Source organism: Microbacterium sp. 05T445, assembly GCF_056395865.1.
Genome location: NZ_JBFTKJ010000001.1, coordinates 872227 through 891249, shown reverse-complemented (window position 1 = coordinate 891249; position 19023 = coordinate 872227). Strand labels below are relative to the sequence as shown.

Below are 19023 nucleotides of genomic sequence, written 5' to 3'. Positions count from 1 at the left end.
TCCACCTCCAGAGTCGCTTGCTCCTCCTTGATACTCCTCGGGGAGTCGCCGCGGCAGGGGCTTCGCTGGCACGGTCGCGTGCGCGCCAGAATGACGCCATGAGACTTGTGCAGGTCGCGCAGCACGCCGACGACCTCGAGGCCGCCGCCGTCTTCTACACCGCCCTGGTCGGGGCGCCGTACACGGCGGTGTTCGACCCGCCCGGGCTGCTCTTCTTCGACCTCGACGGCGTGCGCTTGCTGCTGGACCGCAACGCGCCGTCCGCGCTCATCTACCTCCGCGTCGACGATGTGCGCGAGGCGCTGACACGCATCGCCGAGCGCGCCGAGGTCGTCTCCGAGCCCCACGTGATCTTCACGCACGAGGACGACACGCTCGGTCCCGCCGGTCATGACGAGTGGCAGGCGTTCGTGAAGGACCCCGCCGGCAACACCGTGGGCCTGGTCTCGTTCGCACCGCGCGCGTGAGGCGGCACAGTGCTCTCGCGGATGCCGGGGGCCGAGGCATCCTGCCCCTATCGACTCGGTAACGGCGCGCAGACTGCCCTCCGCCGGCGTTAGCCTGGTGGTGATGAGCGCCTATGTCTCGGCGTTCGAGCTGTTCTCCATCGGCGTAGGACCCTCGAGCTCCCACACGGTCGGACCCATGCGGGCCGCCCACGACTTCGTCGTCCACCTCCGCGAGGCCGGGCTGCTGCCGCAGGTCGGACGCGTGACGTGCACCCTCTACGGTTCGCTCGGTGCCACCGGCATCGGCCACGGCACCCCCGACGCGGTCGTCGCGGGGCTGCAGGGCCTGGAGCCCGAGACGGTGGACCCGGATGCCGTCCGCGCGGCGTGGAGCGCGTGGCCCGAGGGGCGCGAACTCCACCTCGCGGGCCTGCGCGCGGTGCCGTTCGACCGCGGCGACGTCGTGTTCGCGCCGCGCACGCGGCTGCCCGGTCACCCCAACGCCATGACGCTCGAGGCGTGGGCCTCACCCGACGACGGCCCCGCCCGCGCGCAGGCTCCGTCCGGCGTGCGCGAGACCGGGGCTGCGGCGCTCACCGAGACCGCGCAGGCACCGAGCTCCGACGCCGGACTCCTCGCCCGCGAGACGTACTACTCCGTGGGCGGCGGGTTCATCCGCCGCGAGGGCGAGGCGCCGCAGGTGCGTGCCCACGCCTACCCGCTCGACTTCGCCAGTGCCGAGCAGCTGCTCGCCCTGTGCGACGAGCAGGGGCTCACGATCGCCGAGGCGGCGCGACGCAACGAGGCGGCACTGCGCGACGACGAGGAGATCGCCGAAGGCCTCGACGCGATCTGGGACGCGATGGCGGCCTGCGTGAACGCGGGTCTGCACACCGACGGCGTGCTGCCGGGGATGCTCGGGGTCAAGCGTCGTGCGGCATCGATCCGCGCGCAGCTGGAGGATGCCGAGGCGGACGGCCGCCGCGAGCTTCCGGGGGAGTGGCTCGGTGCCTTCGCACTGGCCGTGAACGAGGAGAACGCCGCGGGCGGGCGGGTCGTCACCGCACCGACGAACGGCGCCGCCGGGATCCTGCCGGCCGTAGCGATGTACTGGTGGCGCTTCCTCGCAGACTCGGGACTCGGGGCCGGCAACGCCGTCACGCCCTACGGCGAACTGGTCGGCAGCGCCCTGCTCGGCTATCACGGTCACGCCGTCGCCCCCGCGGAGGCGGCCGGCTGGGACGACGAGGAGGTGGCCGAGGCGAACCGTCGCCGCGGCATCCGTCGCTTCCTCCTCACGGCGGCCGCGCTGGGTTCGCTGTTCAAGGCGAACGCCTCGATCTCGGGCGCCGAAGGCGGGTGTCAGGCCGAGGTCGGCTCGGCGTGCGCCATGGCGGCGGGCGGACTGACCGCGGTGATGGGCGGGACGAACCGTCAGATCGAGAACGCCGCCGAGATCGCGATGGAGCACCACCTCGGCCTCACGTGCGACCCGGTCGGCGGGCTGGTGCAGATCCCGTGCATCGAGCGCAACGCGATCGCCGCGTCGACCGCGGTCACGGCCGCGCGCCTCGCGCTGCGCGGCGACGGGTCGCACTACGTCTCGCTGGACGCGGTCGTCGAGACGATGCGGCAGACCGGCATCGACATGTCGCACAAGTACAAGGAGACGAGCGAAGGCGGCCTTGCCGTCAACGTCATCGAGTGCTGACGGCTACGCGGGCGCGGCGCCGGTGAAGTGGCGCCGGCAGCGCGCCTGGTAGGACTCGACGCCTCCGACCTGCGCGGCAGTGGGCACCCGCGGGTCGCCCGCGACGTCGGCCGCGATCCGCTGGTGGAAGGCGGCATCCTCGCCGCACACGGCGCACACCGCGGTGAGCTTGAGCACGTCCTCGGCGACCGCCATCAATGCGGGCAGCGGCTCGAACGGGCGACCGTCGAACGTCACGCTCAGGCCGGAGACCACGACGGTCAGCCCGCCGGCCACGAGCGCGCCGACGGCGTCGACGAGCCCCGGACCGAAGAACTGCGCCTCGTCGATCGCGACGAGGTCGAGCTCTCGCTCCTTCACCGCGGCGACGAGCGCGTCGACGTCGGCCACCGACCGCGACGGCACGCTCAGGCCGGAGTGCGAGCTGATCAGACCCTCGCCGCGGCGGTCGTCGAGCGCGTGGCTGACGACCTCGACGGCGAGCCCGGCGATGCGCGCGCGGCGCACGCGGCGCAGCAGCTCCTCCGACTTGCCGGCGAACATGGGTCCGGCGACGACCTGCAGCCTCGCCTGGGTGCGCGTGTGCATGGCGTCAGACTACGGCGCCCTAGGATCGAACCACCCGCCCCCGGACCGTCAGCAAGGATGCCGATGCCCGAAGACCTCTCCGCGCCTGCGCCTGCGCCTCGCCACCCCGCGCCCGCTCCCTCGCGCCCGGAACGCCCTCGGCGGCTCGCGCCGCTCCCCGGGCGCACCTGGGTGACCGTCGTCGTGCTCGGCCTCGTCGGCCAGCTCGCCTGGACCGTCGAGAACATGTACCTCAACGTGTTCGTGTACGACACGATCACCTCCGACCCGACGGTGATCGCGACGCTGGTCGCGGCATCCGCCGTCGCTGCGACGCTGGCCACGATGCTCGTGGGCGCCTGGTCGGACCGTGCGCGCACACGACGCCCCTTCATCGCCGTGGGCTACGTGCTGTGGGGACTGACGACGGCGACCTTCGGCTTCGTGCAGCCTGCGGCGGGAGCGGATGCCGCGCTCGCCGTCGGCACCGCGGTCGTGGCGATCGTCGCGCTGGACTGCGTCATGTCGTTCTTCGGCTCCGGCGCCAACGACGCGGCGTTCAACGCCTGGGTGACCGAGTCGACGACGCCGGCGAACCGCGGCCGCGTCGACGGGGTGCTGGCGATCATGCCGCTCATCGGCATGCTCGTGGTCTTCGGCGCTCTCGACGGCCTGACGCAGGCGGGGCAGTGGACCCTGTTCTTCGGGATCGTCGGCCTCGTGACGGCCGCGGTGGGCGTGCTCGCCTGGTTCCTGGTGCGCGACCCGGAACGCATCGAGTCGGCATCCGGCGCGTATCTCGCCTCCGTCGTGCACGGCCTGCGCCCCAGCACGATCCGCGCCAATCCACGGCTGTACCTGCTGCTCTTGGCGTACGCCGTGGTGGGCACGAGCACGCAGGTGTTCATCCCGTACCTCATCATCTACATCCAGCGCTATCTGCGGATCGACGGCTACGCGATCGTGCTGGCGAGCGTGCTCATCCTCGCCTCGGTCGCCAGCGTGCTGGGCGGTCGCGTGATCGACCGCGTGGGCAAGGTGCGGGCGATCGTCCCGGCGACCGCGATCCTCGTGGTGGGCCTGGTCGCCATGTTCTTCGTGCGCGACATGCTCGCGGTGATCGTCGCCGGCACGGTCATGATGGGCGGGTTCATGCTGTCGGTCGCCGCGATCTCGGCGAGCGTGCGGGACGCGACCCCGACCGACCGCGTCGGCGTGGTGCAGGGTCTGCGCATGATCGCCGCGGTGCTCATCCCGATGGTCGTCGGCCCGTTCCTCGGCGCCGCCGTGATCGTCGGCGCCGCCGAGACGTACATCGACCTCGGGGTCGTGAAGCAGGTGCCGACGCCCTGGATCTTCCCCGCCGCCGCTACCGTCGCGGTGCTCGTGGTGATCCCGGTGACGCTGCTGCAGCGCGTCGATCGACGGGACGCGACACGCACCCCCGTGGCGGAGGAGCAGGCATGACCCTCCTCACGCCCTGGGCCGAGACGCTCGACCCCGACGCGCCGCTGCCCGAGTATCCCCGGCCGCAGTTGGTGCGAGGCGACTGGGTCAACCTCAACGGCCGGTGGGACTACGCGATCGCGCCCTTCGCGGGACAGGTCGCCGATCCGCTCGCGGTCGCCGACCCTGCCACCGCCCCCGCCGACTGGGACGGGCGCATCGTCGTGCCGTTCTCGCCCGAGACCACGCTGTCGGGGGTCGGGCGCACGCTGCGGGCCGACCAGACGCTCTGGTACCGCCGCGGCTTCGCGCTGCCGCGGCCGCTGCGCGACGGCGAGCGGGCGATCCTGCATTTCGGCGCGGTCGACCAGTCCTGTCGCGTCGCGGTCGACGGCGTCGAGGTGGGCGGCCACACCGGCGGCTACCTGCCGTTCGCGCTCGACATCACCGCCGCGCTCGCCGCCGGGACCGCGCACGACCTCGTCGTCGCGGTGCGCGATGTGACGGATGCCTCGTGGCTCGCGCGCGGCAAGCAGTCCGGCCGTCCCGGAGGCATCTGGTACACCCCGCAGTCGGGGATCTGGCAGACGGTGTGGCTCGAGATCGTGCCGCGCGTGGCCGTGGACGCCCTCCTGCTGGCGCCGGATCTCGCGGCGGGAACGGTCGTGGTGACCGTCGCCGCCGCGCACGCGACCGGCGCCGACCGTGCGCACGTCGAGGTGCGCGGTGACGGGCGGGTCGCGGCATCCGTCGACATCCCGGTCGGAGAGGCCACCGCGGTGGCGCTCGACGGACCGGTCAGGCCTTGGAGCCCCGACGACCCGTTCCTCTACGACGTCACGGTCACGCTCGGCGACGACCGGGTGGAGTCCTACGTCGGCATGCGCTCCTTCGGCGTCGGGGTCGACGACCGCGGTTTCCCTCGGCTTCTGCTCAACGGCGAGCCCCACCTGCCTGTGGGCCTTCTCGACCAGGGGTACTGGCCCGACGGCGGCTACACCGCGCCGTCCGACGCGGCGCTGGAGTACGACATCCGGCTCGCCAAGCGCATGGGCTTCACGATGCTGCGCAAGCACATCAAGGTCGAACCCCTCCGGTGGTACCACCACTGCGACCGCCTGGGCATGCTGGTGTGGCAGGACGCGGTCAGCGGCGGGACGGCGTACAACCCGCTCGTGGTGTCGGCCCCCGCGATCGCGTCGCCGACGCTCGACGACCGCAAGCACGCCCGGTTCGGGCGCGCCGACGCCGCCGGTCGCGCGCAGTTCGAGGCCGAGCTGCGCGACATGGTCGCGCACCTGGGCGGCGTGCCGTCGATCTCGCTGTGGGTGCCGTTCAACGAGGGGTGGGGCCAGTTCGACGCGGCCCGCATCGCCGGCGTCGTGCGCGCCCTCGACCCGACGCGCCCCGTCGACCACGCGAGCGGGTGGCACGACCAGGGCGCCGGCGACCTGCGGAGCCTGCACATCTACTTCCGCCCGGTGAAGGCGCCGCGCGGCGCCGACCGCCGCGTGCTCGCGCTCACCGAGTACGGCGGCTACAGCCTCGCGGTGCCGTCGCACACGTGGAGCCCGACGTCGTTCGGGTACAAGAAGTACCGCACCCGCGACCAGCTGGTCGCGGCGCTCGAACGCCTGCACGACCGCGAGATCGTGCCCGCCGTGCGGCGGGGCCTCGCAGCCACCGTCTACACGCAGCTGGCCGACGTCGAAGAGGAGGTCAATGGTCTCGTGACCTACGACCGGCGGTACGTCAAGGTGCCCGAAGCTGTCATGCGGGCGATCAACGACCGGGTGCGGGCAGCGGCCCGATCCCCACGGGAGGACTCCGAATGACCGAGCGCGAGCTGACCGCCCCGGTATCACTGACCCTGTCGAACGGGCGGGTGAATCCCGACGCGATCGGGTGGGCGCGCCAGCCCATCGTCGACACGTCGGGCATCGGCCGCGGTGCCGGTCGAAACAAGCGATGGGAGTACTGGAACGTCACGACGCCGACGCACATCCTCGGCCTGACGGTGTCGTCGATCGACTACGCCGCCGTGCACGAGGTGTGGGTGTTCGACCGGGCCACCGAACGGACGTGGGGCAAGGGCGCGACGGTGCTGCCTTCGCGGGGCGTCGAGCTCGCGGCGAGCCTCAGCAGGGGCGTCGGGCCCGATGGCCACGCGCGTGCGCGTGCGAAGGACCTCGAGATCGACATCGACCCCTCGGTGAGCCCGGACGCCGTACCCGGCACGCGGCTGCAGGCGCGGATCCCGGATGCCTCGTTCGACGTCGTCGCGGCCCTCCCCGCGGGGCATGAGCGTCTGGCGGTCGTGGTGCCGTGGAGCAGCACACGGTTCCAGTACACCGTGAAGGATGTCGCCCGCCCCGCGACCGGATCGGTCACGGTCGAGGGGGTCACCTACGACGTGCCCGCGGGCCGGTCGTGGGCGGTGCTCGACCACGGTCGAGGACGCTGGCCCTACGACATCCGGTGGAACTGGGGAGCGGGCTCCGGGATCTCCGACGGCCGGACCATCGGCATCCAGGTCGGCGGGAAGTGGACGGAGGGCACCGGCTCCACCGAGAACGCCTTCTTCGTGGACGGGCGGCTCCACAAGATCCACGACGAGCTGACGTGGGAGTACGACATCGCCGACTGGCGGCGGCCGTGGCGGGTCGCGGGCGGCGGGCTGGAGGCATCCTTCTTCCCGTTCTTCGACAAGGTCACGCGCACGAACCTCGGGGTGGTCGCCTCGCGCACCGACCAGTGCTTCGGCCACTGGTCGGGAACCTTCACGCCCCCCGGCGGCGAGGCCGTCGCGTTCGACGGGATCCTCGGGTGGGCGGAAGAGGTCCACAACCGCTGGTGACGGTGCCGACGTAGGCTGTGGCCGTGGCGGAGTATGTCGTGCCGACGCCGAAGCGGCGCCGCGGACGCCCGCGCGCCGGTCAGTCCGACGCGCGCGACCGCATCCTCGCGGCCGCGATCGACGAGTTCGGCGACCTCGGCTACGACGGCGCCACCGTGCGCGGCATCGCGGCGCGTGCCGGCGTCGACTCCGCTCTGGTGCACCACTACTTCGGCACGAAGGCCGACCTGTTCGGCGAGAGCATCGGGGCGCCGATGCGCCCCGATCTCGCCCTTCCCGAGATCCTCGCCGGGCCGCGCGAGGCCGTCGGCGAACGCATCGTGCGCTACGTGCTGGACGCGTGGGAGCAGCCCGACGTGCGGCGCCGGGGCGTCGTGCTGTTCCGCACGGCGCTGGGCAACCGGCTCACGACGCCGCTGCTGGCGGGGTTCCTCTCGAGGGAGCTGCTCGGGCGCATCGCGCGGTCCCTCGACCGCCCCGACGCCGACCTGCGGGCGGCGCTCGTGGCATCGCAGATGGCGGGGCTGCTGATCACCCGGTACGTGCTGCGGCTGCCCGCGATGGCCGAGGCATCCGTCGACGAACTGGTCCGCCATCTCGCACCCACCGTGCAGCGGTATCTGTTCGACGACATCGCTTGACGCGGGGCGGATCCGGGCGCACTATTCATCACGTGATGAATAATGCGGCGACGGATGCCGTCAGCATCCGCGGACTCCATGTCCGGCGCGGCAAGACCGAGGTGTTCGAGAGCCTCGATCTCGACATCCCCCGCGGCCAGATCACGGGCCTGCTCGGGCCGTCCGGCTGCGGCAAGACGACGCTGATGCGTTCGATCGTCGGCGTGCAGAAGGTCGCAGGAGGAACCGTCACGGTGCTCGGTGAACCGGCCGGTTCACGTGCGCTTCGCCTCCGCGTCTCGTACGACACGCAGGCCGCCTCTGTCTACGGCGACCTCACCATCCGGCAGAACCTGCGCTACTTCGCTCGACTGCTGGGCGCACCCCGCAGCGACGTCGACCGCGTCATCGAGGAGGTGGGGCTCGCCGACCAGCGCGACCAGACCATCGACTCGCTCAGCGGCGGCCAGGAGTCGCGGGTGTCGCTCGCGGTGGCGATGCTCGGGACCCCCGAGCTGCTCGTGCTCGACGAGCCCACCGTCGGCCTCGACCCGCTGCTGCGTGCGGAGCTGTGGGGAGTCTTCCGCAGCCTCGCCGAACGCGGCTCGACGCTCGTGGTCTCCAGCCACGTCATGGACGAGGCGCTGCGCTGCGACCGGCTCATCCTGATGCGGGCGGGGCGGATCGTCGCCGACACGACCCACGAGCGCCTGCTCGCCGACACCGGCACGACCGATCCGGATGCCGCGTTCCTGGCGATCATCGAGAACGACGTCCGCGTCGGGCGCGCCGCCGGCGCGGGTACCGACGCCGCCGGGGCCGATCACCCGCTCACCCGGCGCGAACTGCGGGAGGCGCAGACCGGCGAGTCCCATGCGCACGACGACGACGAGGGGAGCGGCTCGTGAACGGCGTGCGCACCTTCGCGACGGCGGGTCGCGTGCTGCGTCAGCTCAGCCACGACCCGCGGTCGATCGTGCTGATGCTGGTGGCCCCGAGCCTCCTCGTCGGCCTGTTCGCCTGGCTGTTCAGCGACCAGGAGGGCGTGTTCGACCAGTTCGGCGGCCCGATCCTCGCGCTGTTCCCCTTCATCGTGATGTTCCTCATCACCTCGATCACGACGCTCCGCGAGCGTCGATCGGGAACCCTCGAACGGCTCATGACGACGCCCGTCGCCAAGGCCGACTTCATCGTCGGCTACGGACTCGCCTTCGGGCTGATGGCGACGCTGCAGGCGGTCATCACGGTGACCTTCGCGGTGTGGGTGTGCGGTCTGCAGGTCGACGGGCCGATCTGGCAGCTGGGGCTGGTCGCCGTGGTCGACGCCATCCTCGGCACCGCACTGGGGCTGCTGGCGAGCGCGTTCGCGCGCACCGAGTTCCAGGCGGTGCAGTTCATGCCGCTGATCGTGTTCCCGCAGATCATCCTCGGCGGCCTGTTCATGCCCCGCGAAGACATGCCCGACGCCCTCTACCAGATCTCGAAGATCCTGCCGCTGAGCTACGCCATCGACACCATCAACGCCGTCACGGCGGGCGACGAAGGGTGGGACGTGTTCGGGCCGCTCCTGGTGGTCGTGGCCTTCGCGGTCGGCGCGCTCATCCTCGCGTCGCTGACGCTGCGGCGGCGCACGCCGTAGCCGAGGGGCTCAGCAGGTCGGCTGCTTCTTGCGCAGCTTCGCCGTGAGGTCGCGCAGCTGCGCGAGCTCGTCGTCGGAGAGCAGCGACATCCGCTCGGCGATCGCCCTCCCGTGCGCGCTGGCGATGCGGCGGAACAGCGAGGCTCCGGCATCCGTCGCGTGCACGAGCGATCCGCGCCCGTCGTCGGGGTCGGCGCACTTCGTCAGCAGTCCGCGGGCGACCATGCGGTCGACCAGCCGCGACACGCTCGGCTGGCTGATGAGCATGTTGGCGGTCACATCGCGCAGGCGTGCAGTCATGTCGACGCCGCGGGTGACGGTGAGCAGCACGTCGTACTCGGCCTGGTTGAGGGTCTCTTCGTCGAAGTCCTCGTTGATGTCGCCGAAGACCTCGTGCTGCGCGCGGAAGAGGCTCTCCCACGCGTCGATGGCGAGGCGGCGATCAGTCATAGCGTCAAGAGTAGAGCCTGGCGCGGACCGTAGGCTGGCCCCATGTTCACAACTGCCGTCGCGTCGCCGCGCGGGCGCCGCCTCGGGGTGGCGGGCGTGCTGCTCGCGGTGTTCGCGGGACTGCTGCTGGTGCTCGGGATCGCCCCGCCGGCGCACGCCGACGTCGACGACTTCTCGTTCGAGAGTCTCGACGTGGAGTATCAGCTCGGCCGTGCCGACGACGGCACCAGCACCCTCACGGTGGTCGAGACGTTCGTGGCGGTCTTCCCCGACATCGACCAGAACCGCGGCATGCGCCACTCCATCCCCGACACGTACCAGGGCGCGCCGCTGAACCCGCAGCTCGTGTCGATCACCGACGAGAACGGCGCGGCGCGAGAGGCCGAGACGGAGTCCGACGACGGCTTCTTCACGATGACCTCGCGCGCGGACGAGTTCGTGCACGGCCGCCAGACGTACGTCTTCACCTACACGCTCGAGAACGTCACGCGGCACTTCGCCGACACGGCCGCCGACGAGTTCTACTGGGACGTCAACGGCACCGCCTGGCCGCAGCCGTTCGGGCGCATCACCGCGCGGGTGACGATGACGGACGAGCTGGATGCCGCCCGCACCGGTGCGCAGGCCTGCTACGTCGGGTACGAGGGCGACACGGGGACGTGCGCCATCTCCGACGTCGACGGGGCGGTGGAGGCATCCGTCACCGACGTGCAGCCGTACCAGACCATGACGATCGCGATCGGGTTCCAGCCCGACACGTTCGCCGAGTTCGACCCGGACTACCTGGCCTCGCCGTGGGGATGGCTGCAGGCGGGCGTCGCGCTGCTGGGCCTCGGCGGCGCGGTCCTGCTCGCGGGCATCACCCGCTCGAGGCACCTGCGCGACGAGCCGGGCCGGCCGGTCATCATCGCCGAATACACGCCGCCGCGCGAGATCGACGCGCTCGAGAGCGCCGTGCTGCTGGATCGCACGACCAAGGCGATCCCCGCCGAGGTGCTCGAGCAGGCCGTGGTCGGCAGCATCCGCATCGAAGAGGGCCCGCCCAAGATGTTCGGCGGGACGCGACTGAAAGCGGTGCTCGTCGATCCGTCGCGGGCCGACGGCGACGGACGGATGCTGCTTCCCGGCCTCTTCCCCAACGGCGTGCCGGGCGAGGAGTTCGAGTTCGGGCGCACCGACACGCGGTTCTCGTCGACGGCGCACAAGGTGCTGACGGCGGCCGCCGCGGAGCTCGTGACCCGCGGGCTGCGGCGCAAGGTGCCGCTCGGGCCGCGGGTGTGGCCGGTGGCGCTCGCGATCGTGGCGGCGGGCCTCGTCGTCGTGTTCGGGTTCGCGGCGCTCGCCGGGTTCGTGACCGCGTGGGTGCCGATCCTGCTCATGATCGCGGCGGTGCTCGTGGTGATCCTGGTGGCGGGCATGGTCGCCCGCAAGCCGCTCACCGCGGCCGGCGCGGAGGTGCGCGACCACCTCGCCGGGCTGAAGGTGTTCATCGAGTGGGCCGAGGCCGACCGCATCCGCATGCTGCAGTCCCCGCAGGGCGCGGAGCGGGTGCGCGTCGACGTCTCCGACCCGCGGGTCAAGCTCAAGCTGTACGAGAAGCTGCTGCCGTACGCCGTGGTGTTCGGCCAGGAGAAGCAGTGGTCGCAGGAGCTCGCGGTGCTCTACGGCGACGGCAACTCGCCGGTCTGGTATGCCGGCACCTCCGGCTTCAACGCGGCCGCGTTCTCGGCGGGAATCTCCAACCTGTCGGCGTCGGCATCCTCGTCGTCGTCCTCGGGCGGCTCGTCGGGCGGCGGGTCAGCCGGCGGCGGAGGCGGCGGTGGCGGCGGGGGCGGGGTGTAGCCGGATGCCGGGACTCCACCACATCGAGCTCTGGATCGCCGACCTCGACGGCGTCCGCGACGAGTGGACGTGGCTGCTCACACGTGTGGGCCTCACGCTCCACGACGAATGGGCTGGCGGCGGCCAGTCGTGGGGCTGGGATGGCGCGTACCTGGTGCTGACGGGTTCGCCGAACCTGTCGTCGGCCCCGCACGACCGACGGGTCCCGGGACTGAACCATCTCGCCTTCCGTGCGGGGGCGCGGGCGGCGGTCGATGCGATCATGAGCGACGCGCCCGCGCACGGCTGGCACCCGCTGTACCACGACCGCTATCCGCACGCGGGCGGCCCCGAGCACTACGCCGGGTGGCTCGAGAACGCCGCCGGGTTCAAGGTGGAGATCGTCGCGGATCCGGTGTGACGGCGCCGGCCCTCAGCGGTCGGCATCCGGACGCGGCGCCGCCTCCGGCACGTGCAGGCGCGTGAGGAAGCGGTCGGTGCCGCGCGGGATGCCGCGGCGATCGCCGCGCGAGACGAGCACCGTCACGAGCACCGCGAGCGGCACCGTCCAGGCCGCCGGCTGCTCGAGGAACGGGCGCAGCGCCGGCAGCCCGGCCGAGACGACGCCGCCGCCGAGGATCGCGACGCCCGACAGCACCGCGCCGGTCAGCATGCCGGCGATCGCGCCGCGCGCCGTGAGGCCGCGCCACCAGATGCCGAGGAGCAGCACCGGGCAGAGGGTCGACGCGGTGAACGCGAACACGAGCCCGACGCTGCCGGCAAGGCCCGCGGGCTCGGTGGCCAGCGCCACGATCAGCGGCACGAGCGACGACAGCACCGCCGCGATGCGGAATCCGCGGACGCTGCCTCCCAGCAGGTCCTGGCTGATCACGCCGGCCAGCGACACGACCAGGCCCGACGACGTCGAGAGGAAGGCGGCGAAGGCACCCGCGATGACCAGCGCCGTCAGCACGTCGCCGAGCGGGCCGGCGATGAGCCGGTCCGGCAGCAGCAGCACGAGCGCGTCGGCGTCGCCGGAGGCGGCGAGATCCGGCGCGAACGTCCGGCCGAGCAACCCGAAGGCGGTGGGGAACAGGTAGAACACCGACAGCAGGACGAGCACGATGACGGTCGTGCGTCGCGCGGCGACCCCGTCGGGGTTCGTGTAGAAGCGCACCAGGACGTGGGGGAGCCCGAGCGTGCCCAGCAGCAGCGCGACCATGAGCGACACGGTGCGGTAGACCTCGAGCTCGCCGGGACCGGCGCTGGGCGGGAACGCCTCGATCGGCGGCAGCGCGGGCTGCACATCGCCGACCAGGAGCAGGATCGCGACCACGGGGATGGCCAGTGCCGTGAGCTTGAGCCAGAACTGGAACGCCTGGACGAACGTGATCGAGCGCATGCCGCCGGCGGCGACGATGACCGCGACGAGGACGGCGACCGCGACCGAGCCCACCCAGGCCGGCAGCCCGGTCGTGATCCGCACGGTGAGCGCCGCGCCCTGCAGCTGGGGCACGATGTAGAACCAGCCGATCACGATGACGAGCGTGCTCGTGACGCGCCGCGCCCACGCCGAATCCAGTCGTGCCTCGGTGAAGTCGGGGATCGTGTACGCGCCCGAGCGGCGCAGCGGCGCCGCCACGAACAGCAGCAGCATGAGGTAGCCCGCCGTGTAGCCGATCGGGAACCACAGCGCCGACGAGCCGGTGAGGAGGATGAGGCCGGCGATGCCGAGGAACGACGCCGCCGACAGGTACTCGCCGCCGATCGCGGACGCGTTCCACCACGGCCGCACCGTGCGGCTCGCGACGTAGAAGTCGCTCGTCGTGCGCGACACCCGCAGCCCGTAGAACCCGATGAGCGCCGACACGACCGCCACCGCGGCGATCGCGACATAGCCGACGACCGGGTTCACTCGTCCTCCGTCAGTGACCGGTACCGCGACTCGTTGCGCGCCGCCGCGCGCACGTAGAGCGCGCCGACCGTGATCGCGAGGGGATAGACGCCCACCCCGAGCAGCAGCCACGACAGCGGCACCCCGGCCACGAAGGTCTCGTCGAGTGCGGGCACCAGCGCGATCGCGAGGACGAACAGGGCCGTGGCCCCCGCGAACCCCACCGCGAACACGACCCCCAGCCGCAGCTGCGATCGGATCAGCGACCGCACGTACACCCCCGCGATGTCGCTCGTCGGCTGGTCGGCCGAGCGCGCCGCGATGGGGCGGGCGGATGCCGCCGGCGAACCGGCGCGCGGTGCGGTGACACGCACGCGCTGGGCTGGGCGCCGGGGGCCGGCATCCGTCTCCTCCCGCCGCTCGTCCGCGCGCTCCGGCACCTCGTCGCCTGACGACGGTCCGTCCGCGCTCGACGGTTCCGGGGTCATGGCCGCGGCCGGATCGTCGTGGACTCGAGGCGCTCGCGCAGCGCGGGGAGCAGCCGCCGGCTGACGGGCAGCTCGGCCCCGCCGACCGTGACGCTCGGGTGGTCCCCGCCCAGCCGCAGCCGGGTCAGGTGCGGGATCGCGACGAGGTACGAGCGGTGGATGCGCACGAACGCGTCGGACCACTGCCGCTCGAGGTCCGACATCGGCACCCGCACGAGGTAGCTCGCCTCCTCGGTGTGCAGCCGCGCGTAGTCGCCCTGCGCCTGCACGTAGCGCACCTCGTCGCGACGGATCATGCGCGTGGTGCCGCCGAGGGTGACCGCGATCATCTCGGGACGAGCGGATGCCGCGGCATCCGTCGCGGGTGCTGCCTGCGCCTTCAGCGCCTCGACGACCCGCGTGATCGAGCGCTGCAGGCGTTCGGTGCGCACCGGCTTGAGCAGGTAGTCCACCGCCGCGAGGTCGAAGGCCTCGAGCGCGCTCTCCTCGTCGGCGGTCACGAACACGAGAGCCGGACGGTGCTCGAACCGCTGCAGGGCACGGGCGAGGTCGAAGCCGTTGAGACCGGGCATGTGGATGTCGAGGAACGCGGCGTCGACGCTCTCGCGGGTGAGCAGCCGGATCGCCTCGGCTCCCGAGGCCGCCTGGTGGATGACCCCGATCCGGGGATCCTGGCCGAGCAGGAACGCGAGCTCGTCGATCGCGGGCTGCTCGTCGTCGGCGATGAGCACGGAGATCACGGTTCCCGCCTCCCTTCGAGGTCGCCCGGGCGGTCAGGTGCCGTCACGCGGGAGGGACCGGTGGATGCCGCCGCCCGCCCGGGCTGCGACTTCGGCACGCGCATCCGCACCAGCGTGCCCGCGCCGACGTTCGTCTCGATGACGAGCCCGTGCTCGTCTCCGTAGACCTGCCGCAGGCGCGCGTCGACGTTGCGCAGGCCGACGTGCTCGCCGGGAGCACCGCCCGCGAGCGCGCGTTCCAGGACGGCCGGGTCGATGCCGACGCCGTCGTCCTCGACGCTGATCTCGGCGAACGCGCCCTGGTCGGACGCCTCGATCGTGATGCGCCCGCCGCCTTCCTTGCCTTCGAGCCCGTGCCGCACCGCGTTCTCGACGAGCGGCTGGATGGACAGGAACGGCACCACCGTCGAGAGCACCTCCGGAGCGACCTGCAGCGTCACCCTCAGGCGGTCGCCGAAGCGGGCGCGCTCGAGCCTCAGGTAGCTGTCGATCGAGCGCAGCTCCTCGGCCACCGTGGTGAAGTCGCCGTGCCGGCGGAAGGAGTACCGCGTGAAGTCCGCGAACTCGAGCACCAACTCGCGCGCCTTCGCGGGATCGGTGTTGATGAACGAGGCGATCGCGTTCAGCGAGTTGTAGATGAAGTGCGGGCTGATCTGCGCCCGCAGCGCCCGCACCTCGGCCTCGGCGAGCGCCGCCCTCGAGGCGTCCAGCTCGCCCAGCTCGACCTGCGCGGCGACCCAGTCCGCGACCTCGCCCGTCGCGCGCACCAGACCCGCCCGGGCACGCGGGGCGAACGCGACGATCGCCCCGGCGGGCGCACCACCAGCGAGGATCGGTGCGGCGACGGCATCCGTCTCCCGCTCTCCGATCCGGATGCGTCGCTGCATCTGCGCCCGGCCAGAGGCGCGTGTCTCGGCGGCGAGTCGCCCGGCGACCTCGCGCACGGCGTCGTCGCCCTCGACCGTCACGTGACCGGACGGATCGACCAACGCGAGCGTCTCGCAGCCGAGGAGGGCGCGCAGGTGCCGCCCGGCGCGGGTCGCGTCGCCCTCGGCGATGCCGCCGCGCAGGTGCTTGGCGGCGCGGCTCGCGAGATGGAGGGTCTGGTACGTCGCCTGTTCGACGTCGGTGCCGAGGTCTTTCGAGGTCACCACGACGCGGCGGAGCAGGATGATCACGCCGACCGCGAGTGCCCCGGCGAGGACGCCGGCGGCAGCGGCGAGCATCATCGACTCGGGCATGCGGCCAGCGTAGCCGTCGTTCGTCGGAGCCGATCCGCCGTTCGTCGCACCGTGGATGCCGTTCACCGACGACGAGCGGCGACGGCCCCCGGCGTGGTCCGCGCAAGACGAGCATGGTCGCACTGTCAACGCAGCGGCGTGGTCGATGGCCTCGCCGACCCCCCTCGAAGGAGAGACGCCATGGGCAACGAAGCCCCGAGCGCCACGACGAACCTCGCAGAGGTCGACTACGGCGCGGTCCAAGCATCATCAGAGTTCCAACGGCTCCGGCGCACGCATCGGAGCTTCGTCTTCCCGGTCCTGGGCGTGTGCCTCGCCTGGTACTTCGCCTACGTGCTGCTCGCGAGCTACGCCCACGACTTCATGTCGACTCGCGTGTTCGGCAGCGTCAACATCGCGATGGTGCTCGGCATCGCCCAGGTCATCACGACCTTCGCCGTGACCACGTGGTACGTGCACTACGCCAACAAGCGCCTGGACCCGCTCGCGGAGGAGATCCGCGACGAGATCGAGACCGGCGCGTTCGAGAACGAGGGGGCGCGCTGATGCGTCACATCGCAGCGGCCAGCACCTCGCCCGGCGAGCCCTGGCTCAACATCGCCATCTTCGGCGCGTTCGTCGCCGTCACGATGTTCATCGTGTTCCGCGCCAGCCGGAACAACAAGACCGCGGCCGACTACTACGCCGCCGGTCGTTCGTTCACCGGTGGCCAGAACGGCACCGCGATCGCGGGCGACTACCTGTCGGCGGCGTCGTTCCTCGGCATCGTCGGCGCGATCGCGATGACCGGCTACGACGGGTTCCTGTACTCCATCGGGTTCCTCGTCGCGTGGCTGGTCGCCCTGCTCCTCGTCGCCGAACTGCTGCGCAACACCGGCAAGTTCACGATGGCCGACGTGCTGTCGTTCCGTCTCAAGCAGCGCCCGGTGCGCATCGCGGCGGCGACCACCACCCTCGTCGTGTGCTTCTTCTACCTGCTCGCGCAGATGGCGGGCGCCGGCGGTCTCGTGTCGCTGCTGCTCGGCATCGGCGACCAGCTGGGCCAGGCGGTCGTCATCACGGTGGTCGGCGCGCTGATGATCGTCTACGTCCTCATCGGCGGCATGAAGGGCACCACGTGGGTGCAGATCATCAAGGCGGTGCTGCTCATCGCGGGCGCCGGCGTGATGACGGTGTGGGTGCTCGCCCTCAACGGGTTCGACTTCTCCGCGCTGCTCGACAAGGCCGTGGCGGTCGCCGAGAACCCGGCGATCCTCGACCCCGGCCTGAAGTACGGCGTCTCGGACATCTCGAAGGTCGACTTCCTCTCGCTGGGCCTCGCGCTCGTGCTCGGCACCGCGGCACTTCCTCACGTGCTGATGCGGTTCTACACGGTGCCGACGGCCAAGGAGGCGCGCAAGTCGGTCGTCTGGGCCATCTGGCTCATCGGCATCTTCTACGTCTTCACGCTCGTCCTCGGCTACGGCGCGGCCGCGCTCGTCGGACCAGCGGTCATCGCCGCCGCCCCCGGCGGACCGAACTCGGCGGCGCCGTTGCTCGCGTTCTCGCTCGGCGGACCGCTGCTGCTCGGCCTCATCTCGGCGATCGCGTTCGCGACGATCCTGGCGGTCGTCGCCGGCCTCACGATCACCGCGGCCGCCTCCTTCGCGCACGACATCTACGCGTCGGTCGTGAAGAAGGGCAAGCCGGAGCCGGGCGCAGAGGTCAAGGTCGCCCGCCGCACGGTGGTGATCATCGGCATCGTCGCGATCATCGGCGGTATCGGTGCGAACGGCCAGAACGTCGCGTTCCTGGTGGCGCTGGCGTTCGCCGTCGCGGCATCCGCGAACCTGCCGACCATCGTGTACTCGCTCTTCTGGAAGCGCTTCACCACCAAGGGCGCACTGTGGAGCATGTACGGCGGCCTGATCTCGGCGATCGTGCTCATCGTCTTCTCGCCGGTCGTCTCGGGCTCCGAGACGTCGATGCTGAAGACCGAGGCGATCGACTTCGCGTGGTTCCCGCTGTCGAACCCGGGCATCGTCTCGATCCCGCTGGCCTTCCTGCTCGGCTGGATCGTGAGTGTGCTCGACAAGACCCCCGAGGACCCGAAGAAGCAGTCCGAGATGGAGGTGCGCTCGCTCACCGGCATCGGCGCCGAGAAGGCGGTGAGCCACTAGCGGATCAGGGTAAGAGTAAGGGCCGGTCGGAGAGGCTACCGACCGGCCCTTGTCCCTTGCACCAAGAGTGTCCTGCAATCACATGCCGGTAGCTGCCACAGCAAAACAACTACCGTGCAAGCACTCTATAACGGCCAGATAACGCTGACAAGGGTCTGTCGTTATCTTTTTGTGATTCATCGGCGACGCATTGCAAACGCTCAGAATCGGGGAGCGGACGTCACCGGATGAAGCCCTCGCGGACCCGGCCGCCGGCCATCATCAACTCCTCGTCGACGCGGTCGGCGAACGCACGAAAGTCCCCTCGGAGGAGCGGTGACGTGAGCTTCTCGGTGCGAGTGCGGCTCAGCTCGCGCAGACGCCTCGGGAGGTACTTTCCTGTCCCGATCCAGCGTCGATCGGTAAGCAGCATGAGCTCGCCGAGTTTCTCGAAGAGAGTCCACGCCACGGCGCTCTGCTCCAGCTCGTCGCTCGCGTCGCGAAGGTCATCAACGAGATCAGTGATCGCGTAGCGACGAACTGCAAGGTCGTGCTCGCTGACGGATGGACCCTCGGCGAGCTGGGCCCTCCATCGATCGCGCATGACGTCGAGCGCAGCTCCTCCTCTTACCTCCCTGCCTTCGACGAGCATGTGGACGATGACCGGTCGGTGTCGTTCGATCCCCCTGCGTGCCCACTCCGAGTAGGCATCGTGGGAGTACGCGAACACTTCGAAGACCTCGCCGCCGTACGAGTACGTCGCCGCCAGGCTGGATCGGCCATCCGTGAAGACTCCGTCGCCGATGACGAGGAGGTCGACGTCGCTGGATGCCGTGCGCGTGCCGCGCGCCGTGCTGCCTCCGATCACCGCGATATCCGCGGTCGGGAACTCCTGCTCGATGAAGCTCTTGCACAGTTCGACGTAGTCCATGCCCGAATCGTAGAAGCTCGCGGTTGGGCGA

The 19023-nt window shown here is 71.2% G+C and carries 19 protein-coding genes; 12 read left to right on the top strand and 7 right to left on the bottom strand.

Going from position 1 to position 19023, the window contains the following annotated elements; all coding sequences use genetic code 11:
• The first annotated feature begins 98 nt into the window (after positions 1-98).
• A complete protein-coding gene (locus AC1DDU_RS04325) occupies positions 99-467 on the top strand; it encodes a VOC family protein (RefSeq protein WP_477431467.1) in 369 nt (122 codons plus the stop codon).
• A gap of 103 nt (positions 468-570) precedes the next feature.
• Positions 571-2160: an L-serine ammonia-lyase, iron-sulfur-dependent, subunit alpha gene (locus AC1DDU_RS04320; protein ID WP_477431465.1), complete on the top strand. Its 1590-nt coding sequence runs from the start codon at positions 571-573 to the stop codon at positions 2158-2160.
• A gap of 3 nt (positions 2161-2163) precedes the next feature.
• Here AC1DDU_RS04320 and AC1DDU_RS04315 read toward each other — a convergent pair whose 3' ends face one another.
• The gene (locus AC1DDU_RS04315) at positions 2164-2748 is read right to left on the bottom strand and encodes a thymidine kinase (protein WP_477431463.1); all 585 of its coding nucleotides are present in this window, start codon (positions 2746-2748) and stop codon (positions 2164-2166) included.
• Between the two features lie 63 nt (positions 2749-2811).
• On the opposite strand from AC1DDU_RS04315, the gene AC1DDU_RS04310 reads away from it, so the two are divergent.
• The 6 genes from AC1DDU_RS04310 to AC1DDU_RS04285 are packed head-to-tail and all read left to right on the top strand — an operon-like array spanning position 2812 to position 9289.
• A complete protein-coding gene (locus AC1DDU_RS04310) occupies positions 2812-4194 on the top strand; it encodes an MFS transporter (protein ID WP_477431461.1) in 1383 nt (460 codons plus the stop codon).
• On the top strand, positions 4191-6008 hold the full coding sequence (locus AC1DDU_RS04305) for a glycoside hydrolase family 2 protein (protein ID WP_477431459.1): 1818 nt from the start codon (positions 4191-4193) through the stop codon (positions 6006-6008). Before AC1DDU_RS04310 ends, AC1DDU_RS04305 begins: the two co-directional genes overlap by 4 nt.
• Positions 6005-7030: a DUF2804 domain-containing protein gene (locus tag AC1DDU_RS04300; protein ID WP_477431457.1), complete on the top strand. Its 1026-nt coding sequence runs from the start codon at positions 6005-6007 to the stop codon at positions 7028-7030. Before AC1DDU_RS04305 ends, AC1DDU_RS04300 begins: the two co-directional genes overlap by 4 nt.
• A 23-nt stretch (positions 7031-7053) precedes the next feature.
• Positions 7054-7671, top strand: coding sequence for a TetR/AcrR family transcriptional regulator (locus AC1DDU_RS04295; protein ID WP_477431455.1), 618 nt, complete (start codon positions 7054-7056; stop codon positions 7669-7671).
• Between the two features lie 35 nt (positions 7672-7706).
• Positions 7707-8558, top strand: coding sequence for an ABC transporter ATP-binding protein (locus AC1DDU_RS04290; RefSeq protein ID WP_477433417.1), 852 nt, complete (start codon positions 7707-7709; stop codon positions 8556-8558).
• Positions 8555-9289, top strand: coding sequence for an ABC transporter permease (locus AC1DDU_RS04285; protein WP_477431453.1), 735 nt, complete (start codon positions 8555-8557; stop codon positions 9287-9289). The genes AC1DDU_RS04290 and AC1DDU_RS04285 overlap by 4 nt, the downstream gene beginning before the upstream one ends.
• A gap of 9 nt (positions 9290-9298) precedes the next feature.
• On the opposite strand, the gene AC1DDU_RS04280 is transcribed toward AC1DDU_RS04285, so the two are convergent.
• Positions 9299-9739, bottom strand: a complete 441-nt coding sequence (locus tag AC1DDU_RS04280) for a MarR family winged helix-turn-helix transcriptional regulator (RefSeq protein WP_477431451.1) — start codon at positions 9737-9739, stop codon at positions 9299-9301.
• Between the two features lie 42 nt (positions 9740-9781).
• On the opposite strand from AC1DDU_RS04280, the gene AC1DDU_RS04275 reads away from it, so the two are divergent.
• Positions 9782-11581, top strand: a complete 1800-nt coding sequence (locus AC1DDU_RS04275) for a DUF2207 domain-containing protein (protein WP_477431449.1) — start codon at positions 9782-9784, stop codon at positions 11579-11581.
• 4 nt (positions 11582-11585) lie between these two features.
• On the top strand, positions 11586-11981 hold the full coding sequence (locus tag AC1DDU_RS04270; protein ID WP_477431447.1) for a VOC family protein: 396 nt from the start codon (positions 11586-11588) through the stop codon (positions 11979-11981).
• Between the two features lie 12 nt (positions 11982-11993).
• Here AC1DDU_RS04270 and AC1DDU_RS04265 read toward each other — a convergent pair whose 3' ends face one another.
• The 4 genes from AC1DDU_RS04265 to AC1DDU_RS04250 are packed head-to-tail and all read right to left on the bottom strand — an operon-like array spanning position 11994 to position 15923.
• A complete protein-coding gene (locus tag AC1DDU_RS04265; protein ID WP_477431445.1) occupies positions 11994-13475 on the bottom strand; it encodes a sodium/solute symporter in 1482 nt (493 codons plus the stop codon).
• Positions 13472-13942, bottom strand: a complete 471-nt coding sequence (locus tag AC1DDU_RS04260; RefSeq protein WP_477431443.1) for a DUF485 domain-containing protein — start codon at positions 13940-13942, stop codon at positions 13472-13474. Before AC1DDU_RS04260 ends, AC1DDU_RS04265 begins: the two co-directional genes overlap by 4 nt.
• The gene (locus AC1DDU_RS04255) at positions 13939-14682 is read right to left on the bottom strand and encodes a LytR/AlgR family response regulator transcription factor (protein WP_477431441.1); all 744 of its coding nucleotides are present in this window, start codon (positions 14680-14682) and stop codon (positions 13939-13941) included. The genes AC1DDU_RS04260 and AC1DDU_RS04255 overlap by 4 nt, the downstream gene beginning before the upstream one ends.
• On the bottom strand, positions 14679-15923 hold the full coding sequence (locus AC1DDU_RS04250) for a sensor histidine kinase (protein WP_477431439.1): 1245 nt from the start codon (positions 15921-15923) through the stop codon (positions 14679-14681). Before AC1DDU_RS04250 ends, AC1DDU_RS04255 begins: the two co-directional genes overlap by 4 nt.
• Positions 15924-16103: 180 nt before the next feature.
• Here AC1DDU_RS04250 and AC1DDU_RS04245 point away from each other — a divergent pair, with 180 nt between their 5' ends.
• Together AC1DDU_RS04245 and AC1DDU_RS04240 are read left to right on the top strand one after the other, a co-directional pair.
• Positions 16104-16469, top strand: coding sequence for a DUF485 domain-containing protein (locus AC1DDU_RS04245; protein WP_477431437.1), 366 nt, complete (start codon positions 16104-16106; stop codon positions 16467-16469).
• Positions 16469-18082 carry a solute symporter family protein gene (locus tag AC1DDU_RS04240; protein ID WP_477431435.1) on the top strand — a complete coding sequence of 538 codons (1614 nt, stop codon included), beginning with the start codon at positions 16469-16471 and terminating at the stop codon, positions 18080-18082. The genes AC1DDU_RS04245 and AC1DDU_RS04240 overlap by 1 nt, the downstream gene beginning before the upstream one ends.
• Before the next feature lie 220 nt (positions 18083-18302).
• Here AC1DDU_RS04240 and AC1DDU_RS04235 read toward each other — a convergent pair whose 3' ends face one another.
• Positions 18303-18992, bottom strand: a complete 690-nt coding sequence (locus AC1DDU_RS04235) for a nucleotidyltransferase domain-containing protein (RefSeq protein ID WP_477431433.1) — start codon at positions 18990-18992, stop codon at positions 18303-18305.
• Positions 18993-19023: the final 31 nt, after the last annotated feature.